We start from the raw sequence: 23,161 nt of genomic DNA, 5'->3' as shown, positions 1-23,161 counted from the left end.
GAGAGGAGGCGGCGATGAGCACGGGGAGCACGGAGAGCGCCGGTGAGATCGAGGTGACCCTCGCCGTCGGCCAGAACAAGGAGCTGCCCGTGGCGCCGGCGGCGGAGCGGCCCCGTGTCCGGGAGATGCACGCCATCCTGGAGATCGGCGTCAGCGGCGGGGGCGCCCCGTTCGCCGCCGGCCCCGCCCGCGGCGCCGGGCCCGCGCTCGCCGAGGTGCTGATCGTCGACACCTCCCGCTCCATGCTGCACCCGGCCGCCAAGCTGCACGCCGCCAAGGACGCCACGGCGGCGGCCCTGCGGCTGCTCCCGGAGGGCACCGCATTCGCCGTGCTGTCCGGCCGGTTCGACGCCTCGGTGGTCCATCCCGGGCCAGGCCAGGAGACGATGGCCGTCGCCGGACCCGCCGAGAGCGCGGCGGCCGAGCGCGCCGTACGGCTGCTGGACGCGGACGGCGGCACCGCCATCGGACACTGGCTCGACCTGGCCCGGCGGCTGCTGACCAAGCAGTCCGCGCCGGTCAAGCACGTGCTGCTGCTCACCGACGGGCGCAACGAACACGACCACCGGGCCGCGATGTCCCTGGACACCGCCCTGGAGGCCTGCGACGGACGGTTCGTCTGCGACGCCTGGGGGATCGGCGACGACTGGGACGCCGACCTCCTGCTGCGCATCACCCGGCGGCTGCACGGCCGGGCCGGCGCGGTCCGCCGCGAGTCGGAACTCCCGGCCGCGTACGAGGAGTTGATGAACACGCTGCTCGGCACGGCGGTCCCCGAGCTGCGCATCCGGCTCACCCCGACCCCCGGCACGGTGATCCGCCAGGTCAAGCAGGTGGTGCCGGGCGAGCAGGAACTCCAGCCCGCGGAAAGCGCCCTGGGCGAGCGCGGCGCCGAGTACGTCACCCGCGCCTGGGGCGAGGAGACCCGGCACTTCCAGGTCGTGCTGAGCGCCGACCCGGCCGGCCGCGAGACCGGCGAGGACCTCCAGCTCGCCGCCGTGGAGGTGGCCGTACCAGACTTCGGGCACCCGGTGCGGCTGCCCGCACCGCGGCCCGTGCTGGTCCGCTGGACCGACAACCCGCTCGACGCCTCCGAGCGGCACCCCGGGGTCCGCCGCCACGAGCTGTACCAGCAGACGAGCGCGGCCGTCGCCCGGGCCTACCGGGCCTGGCTGCGCCGCGCCGAGGGCAGGGCGGAGGCGGACCGCGCCCTCGCCAGGGCGCTGTCCCTGGCCGGGGAGCTGGGCGACGCCCAACTGCTCGGCGCCCTGCGCCGGATCGAGGCCGGCCCGGGCTCCGGCCGGGTCCGGGACGGCCTGAAGGACGTCGACTGGCAGCACCTGATCCTCTCCAGCGCCATGACCACACCGCCCCAGCCACCGCCCGCGGGGCCGCCGCCCGCCGCCGCGGCGGCCCAGCCGGAACCCGGGCCGCTCGCCCCGGCCGGGTCCGACGACCTGGTCGAGTGCCCGGACTGCGCCTGGCTCGGCCCGGCCGACTCGGTCTACTGCGGGGGCGAGTGCGGCCGTCTGCTCAGGGGGACGGCGTGAGCGCCGCGGGGGAGCCGGCGGCGGCGCGCGCGGAGCGGGGCCGGTCGCCCGGCGGCCCGCGGTCCGCGCGCCGCACCACGGTCCCGCGCGACCGCGCTCCGCTGCCCCGCCTGCTCGGCCGCCTGCTCGGCGCCGGGCGGCGGCCGGCGGACGGCGGCAGCACCACCGCCTACGACCTCGCGGTGCGCCGGCGCCTGCTGCTGGCCCTGTCCGCCCTGCTCACCGTGTCCCTGTTCGCCTCCTACCAGGGCGTGCACGGGGACGCCGGCCCGCTGCGCACCTCCAGCGCGCCCGCCGTCGTCTCGATCGACACCGCGCTGTACGCGCTCGGCGAGGCGGAGGCCGACGCGACCGGGGCGACCCCGTCGACCAGCGAGTTCCAGAAGCAGATCTCGGTGGCCGCGCAGAGCCTCGCCCAGGCCGCAGCCGACGACGTGGGCGGACCGGCCGGCCGGCAGGCCGTGCAGACGGTCGCCGGTCTCATCACCGAGTACACCGGAATGGTCCAGAAGGCCCAGCTCCAGCCCAGCGGCAGCGTGCTGCGGGAGGCCTACCTCAGCTACGCGAGCAGCATGCTGAAGAGCGACGAGTCCGGGATAGAGGCCCGGCTGAAGCTGCTCCAGGACCAGCAGCGGGCCGCGGTGCGGCGGCAGACCTCCTTCGGCGGGCCGCTGTGGCTCGGCTGGAGCGTGGCCGGGCTGTGCGCCCTCGCGCTGGGCGCGGCCCTGGCGGAGACCCAGCTCTTCCTGCGGCGCCGCTTCCGGCGCCGGTACAACCGCCAGCTCATCGGCGCGGCGGTGCTGACGGCCGGCGGGTTCGTCACCCTGGTGCTGTTCACGGTGTGGACCCACCGGGGCATGGCCGACACGCGCGGCCTGCTCGACCGGGTGGTGGCCGGGCAGGCCGTCTCCGACGCGGGTCCGCGCACCGCCTCGTACCTGGCGCACACCGGCTTCCGCGCCGCGGCCTCGGCGTGGATCGTGATAGGAGGCGTCCTGCTCATGGCACTGACCGAGACCGGTCTGCGCCCGCACATCGACGACTACCGGTTCAGGCCCCGGTGAGCGCCCCCGAAAGCGGCCGGGACGCCCCCGGCACCCGGCGCCGCGCGGTCCGCACCGTCACCGTCGTGGCGAGCTGCCTGGCCGTGCTGGCGGTGGCCGTCGTGGCCGGCGTACACGTCCTGGGGAGCGAGCCGACCGTGACCCTGCTGGCCAACTGGACCGGCAGGGACGCGCGGTACTTCCGCCAGGCGGTCATCGAGCCCTTCGAGCGCGAGAACCACATCCGCGTCGACTACCAGGGCAGCTCCGCCGAGAGCCAGGTGCTCAGCGCCGACGTGGAGACCGGCACACCACCCGACGTGGTGGTGCTCACCGGCCCCGGCGAACTCGCCGACTACGCGGGGCGGCAGCGGCTGGAGCCGCTGGAGGGCCTGATCCGCCGGGAGGACTTCAGCGAGTCCTGGGCCACGCCCCTGAACGGACACGTGTACTGGTTCCCGCTGAAGGCCGACCTGAAGAGCATCGTCTGGTACCCCGCCCGCACCCGTCCGGGCACGCTGAGGGAGGTCGCGCGGCGGCCCGGCCAGTGGTGCCTGGGCATGGGCTCCGGCGCCACCAGCGGCTGGCCCGGCACCGACTGGATCGAGGACATCCTGCTCCAGCAGTACGGCCCGGGCACCTACGAGAGCTGGGCGCGCGGCCGGCTGCCCTGGCAGTCCAGGCAGGTGAAGCGGGCCTGGACCACCTGGGGCCGGCTGGTCGGCGCCGGCGGCCCCGACGACCTCGTGCGGCGCGCCCTGAAGACCGAGTACCAGAAGGCGTCGGAGCTGGTCACCACCGACCCCCCGCAGTGCACGCTGGAACACCAGGCCTCGTTCATCCGCGACCTCGGCCCCTGGAAGAAGGCCGACGGCCGCTACACACCCTCGGCCCGGCTGATCCCCGGCGCCACCGCCGACGGCGCCTGGGAGGTCTCCGGCGACCTGGTCGCCCTGCTGCGCGCGACCCCGCAGGCCGAGAAACTGATCCGCCACCTCGCCTCCGCCGGGGCCCAGCGGGCCTGGAGCGCCAAGGAGTCCGGCTTCTCCGTGCACGCCGGGGCCCAGCCGTCCGCCGGGGACGGCGGCGCCGAATGGCACCTCTCACTGGCCCGGACCCTCCTCGACCCGGACGCCGTGCACTGCTTCGACGCCTCCGACGCGATGCCGCCGCAGGTCCGCGACGCGTTCGCGCAGGCGACCATCGACTTCCTCGCCGACCCGGGCGAACGTCATCTGGACGAGCTGCTGAAGAACCTCGACACCCTCAGCAGCCCGGAGAGCCTGACCTGGCTCAGCTCCGTCTGCGACCACGGCACCTGAGCGCGGGCGGCCCGGGCCCGCCTCAGCCGTGGCGCCAGGGCAGCCGCAGCGCCCGGCCCTGCGCCCGGCCCGCCTCGGCGGCCGGGCCGCGGGTGCCCGGGTCCAGCGGGTTGTCCCCGATCGCCGCCCGCGCCGCCTCGTCCGGCGCCACGACCACCACCTCGGCGCCCCGGGCGCGCAGCTCCCGCACCGACCGCTCCACCGGCCGCTCGCTCGGGAAGGGCTCCGTCATGCCCATCGGCACGATCACCATCACCCGGTCGGCGCCGGTGTCGTCCACGTAGTCGAGGTTGGCCATCGAGCGCACCCCGCCGTCGACGTACCGGCGCCCGTCGATGCTGACCGGCGGCCACACCCCCGGCACCGCGCAGCTCGCCGCCACCGCGTCCACCAGCGGCACCCCGGAGTCCTTGTCGAAGACCCGCGGCTCCCCGCTCTCGGCGTCCACGGCGACGATCCGCAGCGCGCGCTCCGGCCAGCCGTGCGAGGGCAGCCGGGACTCGATCACCGCCCGCCGCCGCGGCTCCGGAACGGTCGGCGCCGCCAGCGCCGCCCGCCCCACGGCCCGGCGCAGCTCCGGCACGGAGGCGGTGGCGGAGGTCGCGGCGCCGATCTCGGCGGCGAACCCCTCCAGGTCCATCACGGCCATGATCTCGGCGGACTGCAGCGCCGGGTCCACCTGGCGCGCGTACAGCTCCGCCAGGCCCAGCCCGCTGCCGAGCTGCGCCGAGACGGTGGAGCCGGCGGAGGTCCCGAGCAGCAGGTCCGCCCCGGTGACGTCCTGCCCCGCGTCGGCGAGTCCCGCCAGTACCCCGGTGATCCAGGCGATCCCGCCCACACCGCCGCCGCCCAGCACCAAAGCCTCGGACATCCCTGCTCCTCGGTAGTCGGATCTTGAACCACCGGAATGACACCACACGAGGTGAAGGCGACCGTCCGGATGTGGCCACCGGGCGTCCACGCCCGGCCGCCGGGCGCGTCCCGGCGCGGACGTGCCGTCCGCGGTGACCGCTCGTAGCCTGGGACGACGGAACGGGAGGTTGCCGTATGAACAGGCGCTGGACCGCGCGTCTGGCCCTGGCGGCGGGCGCGGCGGCGGTGGCGGTGCTGCTGGTCTTCGCCGGGCTCGGCAGCGTCTTCCTGGTGGCCGTGGGCGCGGCCGGTCTCGCGCTCACGGCGGCCGGTGTGTGGTGGCTGCTGAGCCGCACCGGATGGGTCAGGACGCTGGCCGTGCTGCTGGTGGCCGCCGTACCGCTCGCGGTCCTCGCCCTGTACGCCGCCGCCGGGCTGCTGTGGGTCGTGCTGGTCTCGCTCGGCCTGTGGGCGCTGGCCGTCTCCGCGGGCCGGGCGGCGCTCGCCGGCGAGGGCACGCCGGCCATGCCGGAGCGGCCGGCGGAACGGGCCCGGCACCCGTTCCTGATCATGAATCCGCGCTCCGGCGGCGGCAAGGTCGGCAAGTTCCGCCTAGCCGAGCGGGCCAGGGAACTCGGCGCCGAGGTCGTGGTGCTCGACCCGGCCGCGCCGCGGGACGTGGCCGAGCTGGCCCGGCAGGCCGTACGGCGCGGGGCCGACCTGCTCGGCGTCGCGGGGGGCGACGGCACCCAGGCCCTGGTCGCCGGGGTGGCCGCCGAGCACGGGCTCCCGTTCGTGGTGATCAGCGCCGGCACCCGCAACCACTTCGCCATGGACCTGGGCCTCGACCGGCAGGACCCCGCGGCCTGCCTGGAGGCGCTGACCGACGGCGTCGAACTCCGCGTCGACCTCGGCCGCATCGGCGGCGGCCCGGGCCACGGGGACGGCGGGGCCGGGCGCGTCTTCGTCAACAACGCCTCGTTCGGCGTGTACGCGGCCGTGGTGCAGAGCCCCGCCTACCGCGAGGACAAGGCGCGCACCACCCTGGAGATGCTGCCCGACCTGCTGACCCGGCACACCGGCCCACGGCTCGTCCTGCGGGCCCGCGGCCGGACCCTGACGGGGCCCCAGGCCGTCCTGGTCAGCAACAACCCCTACCACGGCGACGACGCGGCGGGACTGGGCCACCGGGACCGCCTGGACTCGGGCCGGCTGGGCGTGCTGGCCGTCGAGGTGAACGGCACCACGGAGGCGACCGAGCTGCTGCTGAGCGGGGGACGCAGCCGCGGGCTGACCGCCTTCGAGGCCGGGGAGGTCGTGGTGGACGCCGACGCGCCCACCGTCCCGGCCGGTGTCGACGGCGAGGCCCTGATGCTGCCCACCCCGGTGCGCTGCCGGATCGAACCGGGCGCCCTGCGCGTCCGGGTGCCGCGCCACCGCCCCGGCGTGCCCCGCACGGCCCCGGCCATGAACTGGCGCGAAGTCCGCCGCCTGGCCCTGTCGATGGGCCGCGCCGCCACCGGCCGCGACACCCGCTGACCCGACCGGGCCGGGTCGCCGGGCGCTGACCCGACCGGGCCGGGTCGTCGGGCGTCCGCTCACCCCCGGCCCCCGGCCCCCGGACGGCCGCCGGCCCCCGGCCCGGACGGGCGGACGAGGAACTTGCCCGGCTACCCGACGAGCGCATGCGCGAGGGCGGACAGCGGGACTTACCCCGGTCCGCCGTTCCCGGCCCGTGTCACTTCGCGCGCCGCCGGGGTCCGCCGTGCTTACCGCCCTTCGCGGGGCCGCCCCGCTCGGCGCCGCCCGGCCCCGCGTGCCGTGCCGCGTACGGGTCGGCCGGGGCGCCGGAGGGCGCCTCCCGCTCCAGCTCGCGCCGGGCGGCCAGCAGGTCCCTGCGCGCCTCCTCGCTCACCTCGGGGTAGCGGGGGCCGATCTCGATCAGGGTGTGCGCGAGGACGGCCGCCGTGCAGATCCGCGCGAACCACTTGCGGTCCGCCGGCACGACGTACCAGGGGGCCCAGGGGGTGCTGGTGGCCGACAGCATCGCGGAGAAGGCCCGCTGGTACTCGTCCCAGTGACGCCGCTCGCGGACGTCGGCCGCGGAGAACTTCCAGTTCTTCTCCGGCAGGTCGATCCGTTTCAGGAAGCGGGCGCGCTGCTCCTCCTTGGAGAGGTTCAGGAAGACCTTCACGACCTTGAACCCGCTGTCGGTGAGGTGCCGCTCCCACTCGTTGATCTCGCGGTAGCGCCGCTCCCAGACGTCTGGACCGCGCGCTTCGGCGGGCAGCCGCTGCCGCAGGAGGTTCTCCGGGTGCACGCGCACGACCAGGACCTCTTCGTAGTGGGAGCGGTTGAAGATGGCGATCTCGCCCCGGGCGGGCAGCCGCTGGGCGTAGCGCCACAGGTAGTCGTGGTCCAGTTCCTCGTCCGAGGGCACCTTGAAGCTGCTCACGCGCACGCCCTGGGGATTGACGCCGCTCATCACGTGCCGGATCGTGCCGTCCTTGCCGCCGGCGTCCAGCGCCTGGAGGCACAGCAGGACGCCGTAGGTGTCCTGCGCGGCCAGCCGCTGCTGGTACTCCGCCAGCAGGGCCACCCCGGCGCCGAGCGTCCTCTCGGCGTCACGCCTGCGCAGCCCCGCCCGGTAGCGGGGGTCGAAGTCCCGGCCGACGTCCACCCGCGTGCCCGGCGGCACCCGCAGCGGCCCGATGAGTTCCGCGATGCGTGCGGCCGGATCGTCGGTCACCTGCGCTCAGCTCCTCTCCGGCTGGGGCGCCCTCGCTCATTCTCGGCTCGCCCGGACAAGATCGCCCCCGGAGCCGGGCCGCCGATCGCGGACAGAAGGTGTCCGCAAGGCCGGTTAGCGTGCCACCATGATGCAGCGCAGCACGGCCCCGGCTCCCCTCCTGGACACCCGCGCCCTCAACCGCGCCACCCTGGAGCGGCAGCTCCTGCTGCGCCGTTCCGCGCTGTCCGCCGAGGAGGCCGTGGGGCATCTCCTCGGCCTGCAGGCGCAGAACACCGAGCCGCCGTACCACGCCCTCGCCGCCCGGCTCGAGGGGTTCGCGCCGGAGCGGCTGTCCCGGCTCATGGCCGACCGCGCGGCCGTCCGGATCGTCACCCTGCGGTCCACGATCCACACGCACACCGCCGACGACTGCCTGACCCTGCGGCCGCTGGTCCAGCCCGCCCGGCAGCGGGAGCTGACGCTCTTCCGCACCGGACTGGCCGGCGTGGACCTGGGCCGGCTGGCCGCGGTCGCCCGTGAGCTGGTGGAGGCGCAGCCGCGGACGATGGGCGAGCTGCGCGAGGGCCTGAGCGCCGAGTGGCCGGACGCGGACCCGGGGTCCCTCGCGGTCGCCGCCCGCTGCACCCTGCCCCTCGTCCAGGTGACCCCGCGCGGTCTGTGGGGCCGCTCCGGCCGGGTCGCCCTCACCACCGCCGAGCACTGGCTGGGCCGCCCCGCCGAACCGGCCCCCGCACCCGAAACCGTGATCCGGCGTTACCTCGCCGCCTACGGGCCGGCCTCGGTCAGGGACATGCAGACCTGGTCCGGACTCACCCGGCTGAGGGACGCCTTCGAGCGGCTGCGCCCGCGGCTGCTCACCTTCCGCGACGCCACCGGGGCCGAACTGTTCGACCTGCCCGACGCGCCCCGCCCCGACCCGGACACCCCGGCCCCGCCCCGCTTCCTGCCCGAGTACGACAACCTGCTGCTCTCCCACGCCGACCGCGGCCGCGTCGTACCCCCCGCGTACCGGGGCCGCGCCCGGCGCGGCAACCAGGCCTACCGCACGCTCCTGGTCGACGGCTTCCTGGCCGGTCTGTGGAAGCCCGACGGCGCCACCCTCGTCGTCGAGCCGTTCGCGCGGCTGACGGGGGCTCAGCGGGAGGCGGTCGCCGAGGAGGGCGTCCGCATGCTCGCCGCGCTGCACCCCGGCAAGCCGTACGACGTCCGGTTCGGCACCGTCGTACCGCGGTGAGCCGCCCGCGCGTCCGGACCGGTGGCCCGACGCCCGCGCCGAACGGGCGTGCGCGGTGACCGCGGGAGTTGGAGAGGGGGGCGCTGCGGGCCGCTCGTGGTGGCTCGCAACGCCCCCCCGGCATCTACCCGAGGGGTACTCGGGTGGTCCTCGGGGCTAGGAGGCGACCTGCGCCTTCACGAGGTCGGAGAAGGTGGTCAGCCGGGTGTACACACCCGGGTAACCGGCCTCCGCGCAACCCTCGCCCCAGGAAGTGATCCCTGCCAGGACGCCCCTGATCAACAGGGGACCGCCGCTGTCGCCCTGGCAGGTGTCTACGCCGCCGGAGGTGTATCCGGCGCAAACCATGTCGGACTGGACGTAGTCCGAACCGTAGGAGCTCCCGCAGCCGGCGTCCGACACGACCGGAACGGTCGCGGTCCTGAGCTGGTTGGAGGAGCTTCCGCTCTCCGAGGTGGTGCCCCAGCCCAGGATGCGGGCCGTGGTGCCGGCCGCGTACAGGCCGGTCTGGGAGGAGGAGACGTACGGCGCCTTCGCGTACGGCATCGCCGTCGCCAGGGTCAGCACGGCCACGTCGTCGCCGTTGGTGGCGTCGGTGTAGTCCGGGTCGATCCAGATTCTGCTGACCTTGCTGACCGTGCCGTCGGTGCCGTTCAGATAGGTCCGCCCGCCGACCACGCGGACGCTGCCGGTCGTCTCGCCGACCATGCAGTGGGCCGCCGTCACCACCTTCTTGGCGGCCACCAGGGTGCCGCCGCAGAACTGGCTGCCGGAGGCGTCCGTGACCTGCATGACGAACGGGTACGCCGTCGTGGTGGTGGTGGTGCCCCCGACGATGGGCTGAGGAGCGTCGGCCGCGGCGGGGGAGGCGATGAGCGCGGTGGCCGCGGCGGCGGCCGTCGCAAGGAGCGCGGCGGTGGTCTTTCTGGCACGTCTGAGGCCGGTCATGCGTCTCCTCGGGTTGGCCGGTGGGGGTTCGCACGGGCGTGGGGGTGGTGCACGTGGGTGGGGGAACCCCCTGCTCGGGCGAGACCGAGCGGCTGGGGGAGGGACCGACCCCGTGTGCCCGGGCGAGCGGCACGCCCTTTACGCTAGGACCCGGGTCCCCCGGCTCCCAATGAGGGAACCCCCTAGGGGGTTGGGTGAGGGAAAACCCTCGGTCCGGCTCAGTTAACTAGCGCCCCGCTCACCGCGCTCGGCGAGCCGCCGCCAATCGGACGATGTCGACGCGCGACCGGATCCCCAGCTTGCGGTACACCCGGGTGAGGGTGGCCTCGACCGTCTTCACACTGACGAACAGCCGGGACGCTATCTCCCGGTTGGTGGCGCCCTCCATGACGAGCGCGGCGACCTGACGCTCCATCGAGGCCAGACCGTCCAGCGCGTCCAGGGGGTCCCGGGCGGGCGGCGCGGGCTCCGGCTGCGGGGCGCGCAGCGCCTCGTCCACCTGGCGCAGCCACGGCAGCGCCCGGCAGCGCCGGAAGAGCCGCACCGCCTCGTCGTACGCCGCCCTGCGCCTGGCCGGGCTCTCCGCGTTCCGGGCGCGCAGCCGGGCCAGCGCGAACGCCGCCCGGGCCTCCTCCAGACCGTTGCCCAGCTTGCCGAGCCGGTTCTGAGCGGACGTCAGCCGGGCGACGGCGGCCTCGTGGTCGCCGCGGGCCGCCCGGACCAGCGCCTCCGCCCGGTCCAGGACGGCCAGGACACTCTCCCGGCCCAGCCTGACGGCGTGTGCCCGGGCGCCGTCGATGACCTGCTGCGCCTGGCCCGGCTCCCCGACCAGCACCAGGGCCTCCGCCAGGTCGCCGTGCCAGCGGCCGCGCGCCGGGTCGGTGATGCCGAGCCCCAGCTCCAGCTCCCGCACCCGGCCCAGCGACTCCACGGCGGCCCGGGCGTCCCCGGCGACGAACTGGGCGTAGCCGAGGGCGGCCAGGGCGCGGGAGAGGTACATCTGGTCGCCGTCCTCCTCGGCGTGCCCGACCGCCTCGCGGGCCAGCTCCAGGGCCCGTTCGGTGTCGCCCCCGGACGCCTCGGCGAGCGAGGCCAGCATCGCGGACGCGCTCTCCCCGATGCCCGCGTCCCGGGCCAGCCGCAGACTCTCCCGCGACAGGTCCAGGGCCCGCCCGCAGTGACCGGCGCGCAGCTCGGTCTCGGCGCACATGCGCAGGTAGTGCACCTCGCTCTCGACCATGCCGCGCCGGCGCACCTCGCGCAGCAGCGCCGTGATCGTGGCCCGGGCCTCGGTGAGCTGGTCGCTCATCAGCAGCCAGCGGTAGCGGGCGTAGCCGACGCCGTTGTGGTGGCAGGCGACGTACGGGTCCTGCGGCTCCTCCAGGGCCCGCTGGGTGGTGGCGGCGGCGTCCGGGTGGCCCATCAGGGTCTCGGTGGAGGCCTGGAAGGCGCGCGCCATCAGCTCGGTGCGCCGGTCGCCGGCCCGCGCGGCCAGTTCGGCGGCGTGCGCGGCCTCCTGGCGGGCCTCGGTGAAGTCGCCCTCGACGACCAGGGCGCGCCAGGCGAGCTGGTAGCGGACCAGGGCGAGCAGTCTGGGGTCGTCGCCGGCGTCGGCCAGCGCCTGCGGGAAGACGGCGTCCACGTCGCCGAGCGCCTGCCCGGCCGACTCGATGACCACCATCCACGCCCGCACCCGTTCGGCGGGCCGCACGGCCCGGGAGAGCACCTCGCGCGCGATGTCCCGGGCCAGGTCGGCCTCGCCGGCCGTGATGGCGTCCTCGGCGGCCCGCAGCCGCCGCTCGTCCGGCCCCGGTTCGCCGCCGGCCGGGGTGTGCCGGGCGGCCAGCAGCCCGAGCGAGGCGGCCACCGAGGGCGCCCCGCGGTCCCGGGCCAGGGCGGCGGCGCCGGCGAGCCGGCCGGCCACGTCCGGGTCGGTGCCGGTGGTGGCGAGGGCCAGGTGCCGAGCCCGTTCGATGGGGTCGAAGGCCGCCGTCGACAGTGCGGCGTGCACCGCGCGCCGCTCCTGCGCGGGCGCCTCCGCGTACAGGGCGGCGGATATGAGCGGGTGCGCGAACCGCACGGCCGGGTCGTCCGTCTCCGTTGCCAGCAGCCCGAGTTCGGCGGCCTGGGCGCACTCGGCCTCGGCGTTCTCCCGGCCGGCCGCGTGCAGCAGGGCGAGGGTGGGGCGGGCGCCCGCGCTGGCCAGCAGCAGGGTGCGGCGGGCCTCCACCGAGAGCAGGTCGAGGCGGCTGAGGACCAGGGCGCGCAGCGAAGTGGGCACCGGCAGCGGCTCGCCCGGCCGGGGCGGGGCCGGGTTCTCGGCCAGGACGCGGCCCAGCTCCAGGGCGAACAGCGGGTTGCCGCCGCTGGTGCGGTGCACCTCCCGGACCGTGGAGCGGGGCAGGCCGTCGTAGCCGCGGTGGTTCAGCAGCGTGGTCAGCTCGGTGCGGGAGAGCGGGCCGAGCCGCACCGAGAGGGTGTCCGGCGGGCAGGCGCGCAGGTGGCGGTCGTAGGCCTCGTCCTCGGTGCGCACCGCGCACAGCATCTGCACGGGGGTGTCGCCGAGCCGGCGCGCGGCGAAGCCGAGCAGTTCGGCACTGGCCGGATCCAGCCACTGCAGATCGTCGGCGACGATCAGGACCGGGCCCCGGTCGGCGAGCGCCCGCAGCGCGGAGAGCACGGCGAGGCGCAGGGCGAGGCCGTCGCGTTGGAGGCTGGACTCGCCGCGGCCGGTGAGCGCCGACTCCAGGGCCGTGAGCTGAGCGGCGGGCAGCCGCGGGGCGACCTCGTCGAGGGCCTGGCCGAGGAGGTCGGCGAGGGCCAGGAACGGAAGGTGGGATTCTGACTCGGTCGCCGAGCAGCGCAGGACCCGGCGCGCGGTGGCGCCGTATTCCTCGGCCAATGCCCGCAGGACCGTCGATTTCCCTATTCCGGCGGGGCCGTGCAACAGCACGCTGCCACCGGAGTCGAGTCGGTCCCGCGCGCTCACGAACAGCTCTTCGCGGCCGATGACCAGGTCGGGACGGCATCGCACCGACTCCTGGAAGTCCCGTCGCACGGTCACCGCTCCCCTCCTGTCTCGTGTCCGGGCCAAATTCTAGGCAACGATCCTTGAAATTCGGACGGAAGCCGTGGTGAGGGAAATAACAAACGGTCAAGCGCAGGAAAAAATTCGCAGCATGGCCACAACAATGGGCAGGTTTCCTTACGAGCACCGCCGGCCGGCCGGTCTCTACGGCAGGAGCCCCGCCCGGCGTGCCGCGGTCACCGCCTCCCCCCGGGTGTGAGCGCCCAGTTTCCGCATCGCCGAGCGCAGATAGCCCTTCACCGTCTCCGGACGAAGACCCAGCCGCTCGGCCACGGCCGCGTTCGTCGCGCCCGCCGCCACCCAGGACAGCACGTCCAGCTCCCGCGGCGCCAGGCTCGCGCCGCCGGCCGGGCGGGGCGCGGTCAGCAACCCGCAGGCCGCCAGCAGTTCGGCGCGCAGTTGCGGGTCGGTGATCCGCGGCGCCAGCGCGCGCAGTGCCGCGTGCGCCTCGCGCACCTGCTCCTGGCCGGTTTCCGCCGTCCGGCGCCCGCCGGCGGGCTCGGTCCGGGCCGCCGCGAGCAGCCCCCGCGCCTCCTCCCGCACCACCAGCGACTGCTCCACGTCCCGGGCCGCCGCCACCGCCGCGCCCAGCGCGCGGTCGCCGAGCGGCTGGGCCGAGCGCAGCGCGCCGTACAGCACCCCGCGCACCCGGCGCCGCACCACCACCGGCACCGCCAGCACCGAGTGGATGCCCTCGGCGGCCACCGGGACGTCGTACTCGTGGCTGATCTGCCGGGAGCCGGCGTAGTCCGTCACCGCGCACGGCCGGGCCAGCGCCACCGCCCTGCCGCCGAGCCCGTTGCCGGAGGTCACCGCGAGGGATCGGAGGGCGGCGGTGTGGGTGCCGCTCAGTTCGCTGATCCGGATCTGCGGCCGGCCCGCCTCGACCAGTCCGCCGAAGGCGACCGGGAGCCCCGTGGCGTGCCGCAGCCTGGCCAGCGCACCGCGTATCTCCGTCGTCGCCACGGCCTCTGCTGCCACCTCATCGCTCCTTCGGCGCGGCTCACCGTGGACCACACCCCCGTTCGGGGGTAGTGAGACCTGCATCACGGATTAGACGATGCCAGAGAGCCGCCCGGCAATGGTCCGGATTCTAGGAGGACACCGATGACGACGGCGACCGAGGTCTTCAGGACCGCGCGGGACTTCCTGCTGGAGCACCGCGAGGACTACACCCGCGCCTACGAGGGCTTCGCCTGGCCGCGCCCCGAGCACTTCAACTGGGCGCTGGACTGGTTCGACGTGATCGCCGAGGGCAACGACCGGACGGCGCTGCACATCATCGAGGAGGACGGCACCGAGACCAGGGTCTCCTTCGCCGAGATGGCCGAGCGCTCCGACCGCGTCGCCGGCCACCTGCGGGCGCGGGGCGTCGCCGCCGAGGACCGCATCCTCGTCATGCTGGGCAACCAGGTCGAGCTGTGGGAGACCGCGCTGGCCGCGATGAAGCTGCGCGCGGTGGTCATCCCGGCCACCCCGCTGCTCGGCCCGGCCGACCTGCGCGACCGGGTGGAGCGGGGCCGGGTCAAGCACGTGCTGGTACGGGCCGAGGACACCGCCAAGTTCGCCGAGGTGCCCGGCGCCTACACCCGGATCGCCGTCGGCGGGCTGCCGGAGGAGGGCTGGGAGCCGTACGAGGACGCGTACGCCGCCTCCGCCGACTTCGTCCCCGACGGGCCCACCCTGGCCGACGACCCGCTGATGCTGTACTTCACCTCCGGGACGACCGCCCGCCCCAAGCTGGTCGAGCACACCCACACCTCGTACCCGATCGGGCACCTGGCCACCATGTACTGGATCGGCCTCAAGCCCGGTGACGTGCACCTGAACATCTCCTCGCCCGGCTGGGCCAAGCACGCCTGGTCCAACCTGTTCGCCCCGTGGAACGCGGAGGCGACGGTCTTCATCCACAACTACACGCGCTTCGATCCCGCCCGCCTGATGGCCGAGATGGACCGGCACCGCGTCACCACCTTCTGCGCGCCGCCGACCGTGTGGCGGATGCTCATCCAGGCCGACCTGACCCAGCTCGCCACCCCGCCGCGCGAGGTGGTCGCCGCGGGCGAGCCGCTCAACCCGGAGGTCATCGAGCAGGTCCGGCGGGCCTGGGGCGTCACGATCCGGGACGGCTTCGGGCAGACCGAGACGGCCGTGCAGGTCGCCAACAGCCCCGGCCAGACGCTGAAGACGGGCTCCATGGGCCGGCCGAGCCCCGGTTACCGGGTGGAGCTGCTCGACCCGGTCTCCGGCGCCCCCGGCGCCGACGAGGGTGAGATCGCCCTCGACCTGTCCGAGCGTCCCGTGGGCCTGATGACGGGTTACCACGGCGACCCCGACCGCACCGCGGAGGCGATGGCCGGCGGCTACTACCGCACCGGCGACGTCGCGTCCCGCGACGCCGAGGGGTACCTGACCTACATCGGCCGCAGCGACGACGTCTTCAAGGCCTCCGACTACAAGATCAGCCCGTTCGAGCTGGAGAGCGCGCTGCTGGAGCACGAGGCCGTCGCCGAGGCGGCCGTCGTGCCCGCCCCCGACGAACTGCGGCTCGCGGTGCCCAAGGCGTACGTGGTCCTCGCCGAGGGCTGGGAGCCCGGCCCCGGCACGGCCAAGGTGCTCTTCGAGCACTCCCGCCAGGTGCTGGCCCCCTACAAGCGCCTGCGCAGGCTGGAGTTCGCCGCGCTGCCCAAGACCGTCTCCGGCAAGATCCGCCGCATCGAGCTGCGCGAGGCCACCGCCGCCGGCTCCGACCACGAGTACCGCGAGGAGGACTTCCGGTGACCTCGGAACTGTCGTACACGCACGGAACCGGCCCCACCGCCCTGCTCGGCGACACCATCGGCGCCAACCTCGACCGCGCGGTGGCCGCCTGGCCCGGACGCGAGGCCCTGGTCGACGTGTCCGCCGGGCGGCGCTGGACCTACGCCGAGTTCGCCGCCGACGTCGGCCGGCTGGCCCGCGCGCTGCTCGCCGCCGGCGTCGCCAAGGGCGACCGGGTCGGCATATGGGCGGTCAACTGCGCCGAGTGGGTGCTCGTGCAGTACGCCACCGCACGCGTCGGCGCCGTCATGGTGAACATCAACCCGGCCTACCGCACGCACGAGGTCGAGTACGTCCTCAACCAGGCCGGCATCACCCTGCTGTTCGCCTCCGTCCGGCACAAGACGAGCGACTACCGGGCGATGGTGGAGGAGGTCCGGACCCGCTGCCCGCGGCTGAAGGAGACCGTCTACATCGGCGATCCGGGCTGGGCGGCCTTCACCGATCGCGGCTCCGCGGTGCACGAGGACGAACTGCGGGCCCGTGAGGCCGAGTTGTCCTGCGACGACCCGATCAACATTCAGTACACCTCGGGCACCACGGGGTTCCCGAAGGGGGCCACGCTCTCCCACCACAACATCCTGAACAACGGCTACTTCGTGGGCGAGCTGGTCGCCTACACCGAGCAGGACAGGGTGTGCATCCCGGTCCCGTTCTACCACTGCTTCGGCATGGTCATGGGGAACCTGGCGGCCACCTCCCACGGCGCCTGCATGGTGGTGCCGGCGCCCTCCTTCGACCCGGCGGCCACGCTGGAGGCCGTCCAGCAGGAGCGCTGCACCTCGCTGTACGGCGTGCCGACCATGTTCATCGCGGAGCTGAACCTGCCCGGCTTCGCCGAGTACGACATCTCCTCCCTGCGCACCGGCATCATGGCCGGCTCGCCCTGCCCGGTGGAGGTGATGAAGCGGGTGGTCGCCGAGATGCACATGGCGGAGGTCTCCATCTGCTACGGCATGACCGAGACCTCACCGGTCTCCCTGCAGACCCGCGTCGAGGACGACCTCGAGCACCGCACCGGCACCGTCGGCCGGGTCCTGCCGCACCTGGAGGTCAAGGTCGTCGACCCGGTCTCCGGGGTCACCCTGCCGCGCGGCACGGCGGGGGAGCTGTGCACCCGCGGCTACAGCGTGATGCTCGGCTACTGGGACGAGCCGGAGAAGACGGCCGAGGCCGTCGACGCGGGCCGCTGGATGCACACCGGCGACCTGGCGGTGATGCGCGAGGACGGGTACGTCGAGATCGTCGGCCGCATCAAGGACATGATCATCCGGGGCGGCGAGAACGTCTACCCGCGCGAGATCGAGGAGTTCCTCTACGCCCACCCCAAGATCCGGGACGTCCAGGTGGTCGGCGTTCCGCACGAGAGGTACGGCGAGGAGGTCCTGGCCTGCGTCATCCCCCTGGACCCGGCGGACCCGCTCACCCTGGAGGAGCTGCACGCCTTCTGCCGCGACCGCCTCGCCCACTACAAGGTGCCCAGCCGGCTGCAGATCCTGGAGAACTTCCCGATGACGGTCTCGGGCAAGGTGCGCAAGGTGGAGCTGCGGCGGACGTACGGCAGCTGACGGCGGGGGACTCGGCGGCTCAGGCCGGGCCGGGGCCGGCGAGGTCCCGGCCGGGGCCGTTCACCGGAGTGGCCGTCCCGTCGCGGTCGAGGGCGAACAGCGGGACGGCCAGGGCGTCGGCCCGGCCGCGGGCCGCCCCCGTGTAGCCGGCACGGGAGAAGTAGACGCAGTCGGCGGACTCCGTCATGGCCGTCAGCCACAGACACTCCACGTCCCGCGCCGTGGCCGGGCGCCCGGCCGGGTCGACCCGCACGAGGAGGCCGGGCGCGGCCAGGCCGATGCCGCCCGGCGGGCGCCGGCCGGCGCGCCGGATGTCCCGGTGGCCGAGCCGGCGCAGGCACAGCACGGCGGCGGTGACCGCGTCCCGCGCGGAGGAGGCGGCGGACCGCGCCGGAGCACGGTGGCCGGGGCCCGGTGACGGGGTCCCGGCCACCGGTATGCGCAGCACCGTGCCGCACGGGCAGCCCAGTTCGGGGTGCGGCCACTGGTTGCGGCGGCCGCAGGCGGCGCAGCGCACGACGACCCACTCCTCGTCCCAGGCGCGGTGGGCGAGCACGGCGGGCCCGGCCGCCGCGTCCAGCCGTGGGGCACTGGGCGCGCCGCAGGCGCAGGGGTACGGGGGCGCGGTGTAGACGTGCTCGCGCCGGCAGGCCGGACAGTGCAGCGGAACGCTCTCGGGCATCGCCCATCCACTCCCAGGCGTCGCTTCGGGGCAGCGCCCCCATCGTCCTCCATCCCCGCCCGCCTGTCCGGCTCTTGGCGCCGCTGTCCGGCCCGGCTCCCCGCGGCGCCCCGGCTCTCTTGACGGCACCCGGCCGTCACCTTACATTGATTCCAGATAGTAGAAGTTGTCTTCCGTAATGCGGAAAATGCTACGGAAAACAGCACGGAAAACGTATCGACGTCAGAAGTGACGACCCTGGAGACAGTGCTCACCGCGGGGCGCGACGGGAGTACGCATCCGACAGCCGAAGCAGGAGTACTCGATGGCCCGAATGACCGCTGCCCGCGCGGCAGTTGAGATCCTCAAGCTCGAGGGCGTCAGCGACGCCTTCGGCGTGCCCGGCGCGGCGATCAACCCGTTCTACAAGGCGCTGAAGGAGGGCGGCGGCATCCACCACACGCTCGCCCGCCACGTCGAGGGCGCCTCGCACATGGCCGAGGGCTACACCCGCGCCCGCCCCGGCAACATCGGCGTCTGCATCGGCACCTCCGGGCCGGCCGGCACCGACATGATCACCGGCCTGTACTCGGCCATCGGCGACTCGATCCCGATCCTGTGCATCACCGGCCAGGCGCCCACCGCCGTGATGCACAAGGAGGACTTCCAGGCGGTCGACATCGCCTCCATCGCCCGGCCGGTGACGAAGATGGCGGTCACCGTCATGGAGGCCGCGCAGGTCCCCGGCGTGTTCCAGCAGGCCTTCCACCTGATGCGCTCGGGCCGGCCCGGCCCGGTCCTGATCGACCTGCCGATCGACGTGCAGCAGACGGAGATCGAGTTCGACCCGGAGACGTACGCGCCGCTGCCGGTCCACAAGCCCGTCGCGACCCGGGCCCAGATCGACAAGGCCCTGTCCTTCCTGCTCGCCGCCGAGCGCCCGGTCATCGTCGCCGGCGGCGGTGTCATCGGCGCCGACGCCTGCGACCTGCTGACCGAGTTCGCCGAGCTGACCGGCACCCCGGTCATCCCGACCCTGATGGGCTGGGGCGCGCTGCCCGACGACCACGAGCTGAACGCCGGCATGGTCGGCGTCCAGACCTCGCACCGCTACGGCAACGCCACCTTCCTGGAGTCGGACTTCGTCCTCGGCATCGGCAACCGCTGGGCCAACCGCCACACCGGCTACAAGCTCGACACCTACCGCCGCGGCCGCACGTTCGTCCACGTCGACATCGAGCCCACCCAGATCGGCCGGATCTTCCCGCCTGACTACGGCGTCGTCTCCGACGCCAGGGCCGCGCTCGAGCTGTTCGTCGAGGCCGCCAAGGAGCTGAAGGCGGACGGCCGGCTGCCCGACCGCGCCGAGTGGGTCGCCTCCACCCGGGAGCGCAAGGCCACCCTGCTGCGCCGCACCCACTTCGACGACGTGCCGATGAAGCCGCAGCGCGTGTACGAGGAGATGAACCGGGCGTTCGGCCCGGAGACCCGGTACGTCACCACCATCGGCCTCTCCCAGATCGCCGGCGCGCAGATGCTGCACGTCTACAAGCCGCGCCACTGGATCAACTGCGGTCAGGCCGGCCCGCTCGGCTGGACCGTCCCGGCCGCGATCGGCGTCGCCAAGGCCGACCCGGACTCCCCGGTCGTCGCCCTCTCCGGCGACTACGACTTCCAGTTCATGATCGAGGAGCTGGCGGTCGCCGCCCAGCACCGGATCCCCTACGTGCACGTCCTGGTGAACAACGCCTACCTGGGCCTGATCCGGCAGGCGCAGCTCGGTCTCGACATCGACTTCCAGGTCAACCTGGAGTTCGAGAACATCAACACGCCCGAGATCGGCGTCTACGGCGTCGACCACGTCAAGGTCGCCGAGGGCCTCGGCTGCAAGGCGATCCGGGTCACCGAGCCGGGCGAGCTGGGCGCCGCCTTCGAGCAGGCCAGGAAGCTGGCCGCCGAGTACCGGGTGCCGGTCGTGGTGGAGGCGATCCTGGAGCGGGTCACCAACATCTCGATGAGCCGCACCATGGACATCAGCGACATCACCGAGTTCGAGGAGCTCGCCACCGAGCCCGGCCACGCGCCGACGGCGATCAGCCCGCTGAAGGCCTGAGCCGCCTGCCCCCGAAGGGGCGGTCCGTCCGCAGGGACGGGCCGCCCCTTCGGCGTGCGCCACGGGCGGCGGCGCTCAGTCGAACCCGCCGCCGCAGCCACCGCCGAAGTCATGGCCCCCGGACCCGTGGCCGCCGAGACCGTGGCCGCCGCCGTGGTGGTGGCCGCCGTGGCTCCCGCCGCCGTGATCGCGGCCGTCCGTGTCCCCGCCGCTGTCGTCCCCGTGGTAGGCGATGGCGCGGACGCCGCCGCCCCGGCCGAAGGGGAACCGGCCCTCGTCCGCGAGGGCACCGCGGCCGGTGAGCCCGGAGTCGCGGGCGAAGCGCGGCAGCAGCGCGGTCAGCGCGCGCTCGCCGTGCAGCGCGACGGCGAGCAGCACCTCCTGTTCCGCCGGACCGCCCGGGCCGTCCGGCCCGTCCGGCAGTGGACGGCGCTCGCGCAACTCCGCCAGGAGCCGGCGGCCGGCCCGGGTGCGGCCCGGCGGCAGCGCCCGCAGCAGCCCCGCCGCCACGAGTTCGGCGCGCGTCCTGGCCAGCGCCCGCCGCACCACCGCCCGGGCGGTCAGCTCCCGCGGCCCGGCGGGCCGGTAGAGGCCGGTGCGGACCGCCTTCTCCAGCGGATGGCGGAAGGCTCCGGCGTCCGCGGCGCCGGTCCTGCGCAGTGTTCCCGGCCGGCCCGCGTCGACCGCGCCGCGCAGGTGCAGGGCGAGCACGGCGACGGTCACGGCGGCCCGGTCGCCGCCCCGAAGCAGGGCGATCGCGCACGGGTCCGGCGGCAGCAGCGGCGACGTACGGTCCATGAGGCACCCCCGTACGGGGCCCGCCGCCCCCGTGCCGGCGGGCCCCGCGTGCCGACAATGTGCCCGACCGCGACGGCCGCCAGAAGCCCCTGCGCCGTTGTTCAGAGCTTGATTTGAGGTTGGCGTACGCCGGGTACGGCCACCGCCGTACCCGGCGCCGCTACAGCTCGTGCTCCGTCAGGCCGGGCCAGTCCTCCGGCCCGCCGCCCTGCCACTCGACGAGGTCGCTCTCCTCGACCTCGATCCGGTCCAGGTCGGCCAGCCGCAGGATCTCCACCACGTCGTCCAGATGGGAGGCGAGCCCCAGGGTCACGTCCCCCTCGGTGACCCGCCGGGAGCCGTCCAGAGCCGGGGCGTGGACCACGATGTGCGGATACTGCGTCGGATTTCCCATGGCTCCAGCGTCCTGCGGGCGCGGCCGAGGCGCACGCCGGCGCCCGGGGCAGCGCGAAGAGCGCCCCCGGGGGCGGGGGCGCTCTCATGTGCCGTGTGGTGGCCGTCCGACGGCGCGAGGCTGGGCGCGACAGGACGTTCGCGCCGCCGGACGGCTGACAGGGGGGCCTCAGCGTGAGGCCGGGACAGGAGGACCGCGGCGGCCGCGACGGAGCCGGGAACCCTTCCCTCTGGTCGAGAAGGGGACCCGCGTCCTTGACCACCGCACTGGCTCGCGCGCCGCCGCGGTCCTCGCTCTGCCCGCCGCACCGAGAGGTCACCCCTCATCCGGACCGCTCGGCAGCGGGTCGTGTGCGTCCGGTCCCCGGCCTCCCCGCCGGGACCCGGACGCGGTCTTCGGGCCCTCAGTCCTCGCGCAGGGCGCGGACCGCCTCCGCCACGCGCCTGCCGTACTCGGGGTCGGCGGCGTGGAAGTGGGCCAGGTTCTTCTCGATCACGTCGTCGCGGGAGACCTGCGAGAGGCCGCCGGCGATGTTCGCGACCAGGCGCTGCCGCTCCTCCTCGGACATCAGGCGGTACAGGTCGCCCGCCTGGACGAAGTCGTCGTCCTTGGTGTGCTGCGGGGCCTCGTGGGTGCCGGTGTGACCGGACACGGGCAGGGGGGCCGACAGCGGGCGGCCGGTCTCCACCGGGCCGTCGTAGGAGTTCGGCTCGTAGTTCTTGGCGTACCGCCCCTGGGAGTTGACCGCCATCAGGCCGTCGCGGCCGTAGTTCCGCGCGGTCGTCGCCTTCGGCGCGTTGACCGCCAGCAGGGTGTGGTTGACGCCGAGGCGGTAGCGGTGGGCGTCCGCGTAGGCGAACAGGCGGCCCTGCAGCATCTTGTCCGGGGACGGCCCGATGCCGGGGACGAAGTTGTTCGGGGAGAACGCGGCCTGCTCCACCTCGGCGAACACGTTGTCCGGGTTGCGGTCGAGCACCAGCCGGCCGACCCGCTGGAGCGGGTAGTCCCGGTGCGGCCACACCTTCGTCAGGTCGAACGGGTTGAAGCGGTAGTCGGCCGCCTCGGATGCCGGCATGACCTGGACGTACAGGGTCCACGACGGGTGCACGCCCCGCTCGATGGCCTGCAGCAGGTCCGTCTGGTGGGAGTTGGGGTCGTTGCCCGCGATCTCGGCGGCCTGCTCGCTGCTCAGCGAGCGGACGCCCTGGTTCGTCTTGAAGTGGTACTTGACGAAGAAGGCCTCGCCCTCGGCGTTGGTCCACTGGTAGGTGTGCGAGCCGTAACCGTTCATGTGCCGGTACGACGCCGGGATGCCGCGGTCGCCCATCAGCCAGGTGACCTGGTGCGTGGCCTCGGGGGAGTGGGCCCAGAAGTCCCAGACGTTGTCCGGCTCCTGGCGGCCGGTGAACGGGTCGCGCTTCTGCGAGTGGATGAAGTCCGGGAACTTGACCGGGTCCTTGACGAAGAACACCGGGGTGTTGTTGCCGACCAGGTCGTAGTTGCCCTCGGCGGTGTAGAACTTCACCGCGAAGCCGCGCGGGTCGCGGACGGCGTCGGCGCCGCCGAGGGAGTCGGCGACCGTGGAGAAGCGCACGAACACCTCGGTGCGCCGGCCGGTCTCGCTCAGGAAGTCGGCGTGCGTGAAGGCGGTGACGTCGTCCGTCACCTCGAAGTGGCCGTACGCGCCGGAGCCGCGGGCGTGCACCACGCGCTCGGGGATCCGCTCGCGGTTGAAGCGCGCGAGCTTCTCCAGCAGGTGCTGGTCCTGGAGCAGGAGCGGACCGCCGACGCCGGCGGAGGCGGAGTTCTGGTTGTCGGCGACCGGGGCGCCGGACTCGGTGGTGAGCACGCGCTTCGACATCGTGGACCTTCCGTGCGGGAGTCAGCGGAAACCTGTTTCCGCTTCGTGGAGCCTAGAAGTGGGGGAACGAGGCGTCAACAGTTTGTTGAAGCCGGTTCCGGGCCGCGGCGCCGCCTGGGCGCGACAGGACAGGTGTCGGCGGCGCCGCGGCCCGGAA

At 74.4% G+C, this 23,161-nt stretch carries 17 protein-coding genes; 8 read left to right on the top strand and 9 right to left on the bottom strand.

Annotated elements, in window-relative coordinates; translation table 11 throughout:
- Window positions 1-14 precede the first annotated feature (14 nt).
- Genes TNCT1_RS10560 through TNCT1_RS10550 form a run of 3 tightly spaced genes read left to right on the top strand, consistent with a single transcriptional unit; the run spans window position 15 to window position 3,915 of the window.
- A complete protein-coding gene (locus TNCT1_RS10560; protein ID WP_143630603.1) occupies window positions 15-1,550 on the top strand; it encodes a VWA domain-containing protein in 1,536 nt (511 codons plus the stop codon).
- Window positions 1,547-2,614 (top strand): hypothetical protein, encoded by a 1,068-nt coding sequence (locus tag TNCT1_RS10555; protein WP_235902509.1) that lies wholly within the window; start codon window positions 1,547-1,549, stop codon window positions 2,612-2,614. Before TNCT1_RS10560 ends, TNCT1_RS10555 begins: the two co-directional genes overlap by 4 nt.
- Entirely contained in the window at window positions 2,611-3,915 is a 1,305-nt protein-coding gene (locus TNCT1_RS10550; RefSeq protein WP_143630602.1) for an ABC transporter substrate-binding protein, read from the top strand. Before TNCT1_RS10555 ends, TNCT1_RS10550 begins: the two co-directional genes overlap by 4 nt.
- A gap of 22 nt (window positions 3,916-3,937) precedes the next feature.
- Here TNCT1_RS10550 and TNCT1_RS10545 read toward each other — a convergent pair whose 3' ends face one another.
- Window positions 3,938-4,786: a patatin-like phospholipase family protein gene (locus tag TNCT1_RS10545; RefSeq protein ID WP_143630601.1), complete on the bottom strand. Its 849-nt coding sequence runs from the start codon at window positions 4,784-4,786 to the stop codon at window positions 3,938-3,940.
- Window positions 4,787-4,962: 176 nt separating this feature from the next.
- On the opposite strand from TNCT1_RS10545, the gene TNCT1_RS10540 reads away from it, so the two are divergent.
- Window positions 4,963-6,306 carry a diacylglycerol kinase family protein gene (locus tag TNCT1_RS10540; protein WP_143630600.1) on the top strand — a complete coding sequence of 448 codons (1,344 nt, stop codon included), beginning with the start codon at window positions 4,963-4,965 and terminating at the stop codon, window positions 6,304-6,306.
- 199 nt (window positions 6,307-6,505) lie between these two features.
- On the opposite strand, the gene TNCT1_RS10535 is transcribed toward TNCT1_RS10540, so the two are convergent.
- Window positions 6,506-7,516, bottom strand: coding sequence for a polyphosphate kinase 2 family protein (locus TNCT1_RS10535; protein WP_143630599.1), 1,011 nt, complete (start codon window positions 7,514-7,516; stop codon window positions 6,506-6,508).
- A gap of 130 nt (window positions 7,517-7,646) precedes the next feature.
- Here TNCT1_RS10535 and TNCT1_RS10530 point away from each other — a divergent pair, with 130 nt between their 5' ends.
- Window positions 7,647-8,753 carry a winged helix DNA-binding domain-containing protein gene (locus TNCT1_RS10530; protein WP_143630843.1) on the top strand — a complete coding sequence of 369 codons (1,107 nt, stop codon included), beginning with the start codon at window positions 7,647-7,649 and terminating at the stop codon, window positions 8,751-8,753.
- A gap of 156 nt (window positions 8,754-8,909) precedes the next feature.
- On the opposite strand, the gene TNCT1_RS10525 is transcribed toward TNCT1_RS10530, so the two are convergent.
- The 3 genes from TNCT1_RS10525 to TNCT1_RS10510 form a co-directional block, all read right to left on the bottom strand.
- Window positions 8,910-9,701, bottom strand: coding sequence for a trypsin-like serine protease (locus TNCT1_RS10525; RefSeq protein WP_143630598.1), 792 nt, complete (start codon window positions 9,699-9,701; stop codon window positions 8,910-8,912).
- Window positions 9,702-9,939: 238 nt separating this feature from the next.
- Window positions 9,940-12,765: a helix-turn-helix transcriptional regulator gene (locus TNCT1_RS10515; RefSeq protein ID WP_143630596.1), complete on the bottom strand. Its 2,826-nt coding sequence runs from the start codon at window positions 12,763-12,765 to the stop codon at window positions 9,940-9,942.
- A gap of 168 nt (window positions 12,766-12,933) precedes the next feature.
- Window positions 12,934-13,770 (bottom strand): helix-turn-helix transcriptional regulator, encoded by an 837-nt coding sequence (locus TNCT1_RS10510; RefSeq protein ID WP_143630595.1) that lies wholly within the window; start codon window positions 13,768-13,770, stop codon window positions 12,934-12,936.
- 126 nt (window positions 13,771-13,896) lie between these two features.
- Here TNCT1_RS10510 and TNCT1_RS10505 point away from each other — a divergent pair, with 126 nt between their 5' ends.
- Window positions 13,897-15,570, top strand: coding sequence for an AMP-binding protein (locus TNCT1_RS10505; RefSeq protein WP_143630594.1), 1,674 nt, complete (start codon window positions 13,897-13,899; stop codon window positions 15,568-15,570).
- Window positions 15,567-17,177, top strand: coding sequence for an AMP-binding protein (locus tag TNCT1_RS10500; RefSeq protein ID WP_143630593.1), 1,611 nt, complete (start codon window positions 15,567-15,569; stop codon window positions 17,175-17,177). Before TNCT1_RS10505 ends, TNCT1_RS10500 begins: the two co-directional genes overlap by 4 nt.
- Before the next feature lie 19 nt (window positions 17,178-17,196).
- On the opposite strand, the gene TNCT1_RS10495 is transcribed toward TNCT1_RS10500, so the two are convergent.
- The gene (locus tag TNCT1_RS10495; protein WP_143630592.1) at window positions 17,197-17,859 is read right to left on the bottom strand and encodes a hypothetical protein; all 663 of its coding nucleotides are present in this window, start codon (window positions 17,857-17,859) and stop codon (window positions 17,197-17,199) included.
- Between the two features lie 304 nt (window positions 17,860-18,163).
- On the opposite strand from TNCT1_RS10495, the gene gcl reads away from it, so the two are divergent.
- A complete protein-coding gene (gcl, locus tag TNCT1_RS10490) occupies window positions 18,164-19,951 on the top strand; it encodes a glyoxylate carboligase (protein ID WP_143630591.1) in 1,788 nt (595 codons plus the stop codon).
- Window positions 19,952-20,026: 75 nt separating this feature from the next.
- Here the strand turns inward: gcl and TNCT1_RS10485 are convergent, their stop codons facing one another.
- The 3 genes from TNCT1_RS10485 to TNCT1_RS10475 all read right to left on the bottom strand — a co-directional run bounded on the left by TNCT1_RS10485 (window position 20,027) and on the right by TNCT1_RS10475 (window position 23,004).
- Window positions 20,027-20,749 carry a TIGR04222 domain-containing membrane protein gene (locus TNCT1_RS10485; protein ID WP_143630590.1) on the bottom strand — a complete coding sequence of 241 codons (723 nt, stop codon included), beginning with the start codon at window positions 20,747-20,749 and terminating at the stop codon, window positions 20,027-20,029.
- Between the two features lie 160 nt (window positions 20,750-20,909).
- Window positions 20,910-21,143: a hypothetical protein gene (locus TNCT1_RS10480; protein ID WP_143630589.1), complete on the bottom strand. Its 234-nt coding sequence runs from the start codon at window positions 21,141-21,143 to the stop codon at window positions 20,910-20,912.
- 403 nt (window positions 21,144-21,546) lie between these two features.
- Window positions 21,547-23,004, bottom strand: a complete 1,458-nt coding sequence (locus TNCT1_RS10475; protein WP_143630588.1) for a catalase — start codon at window positions 23,002-23,004, stop codon at window positions 21,547-21,549.
- Window positions 23,005-23,161: the final 157 nt, after the last annotated feature.

Source organism: Streptomyces sp. 1-11 (assembly GCF_007176755.1).
Lineage (GTDB): Bacteria > Actinomycetota > Actinomycetes > Streptomycetales > Streptomycetaceae > Streptomyces.
This window is presented reverse-complemented; position numbering and strand designations above follow the sequence as displayed.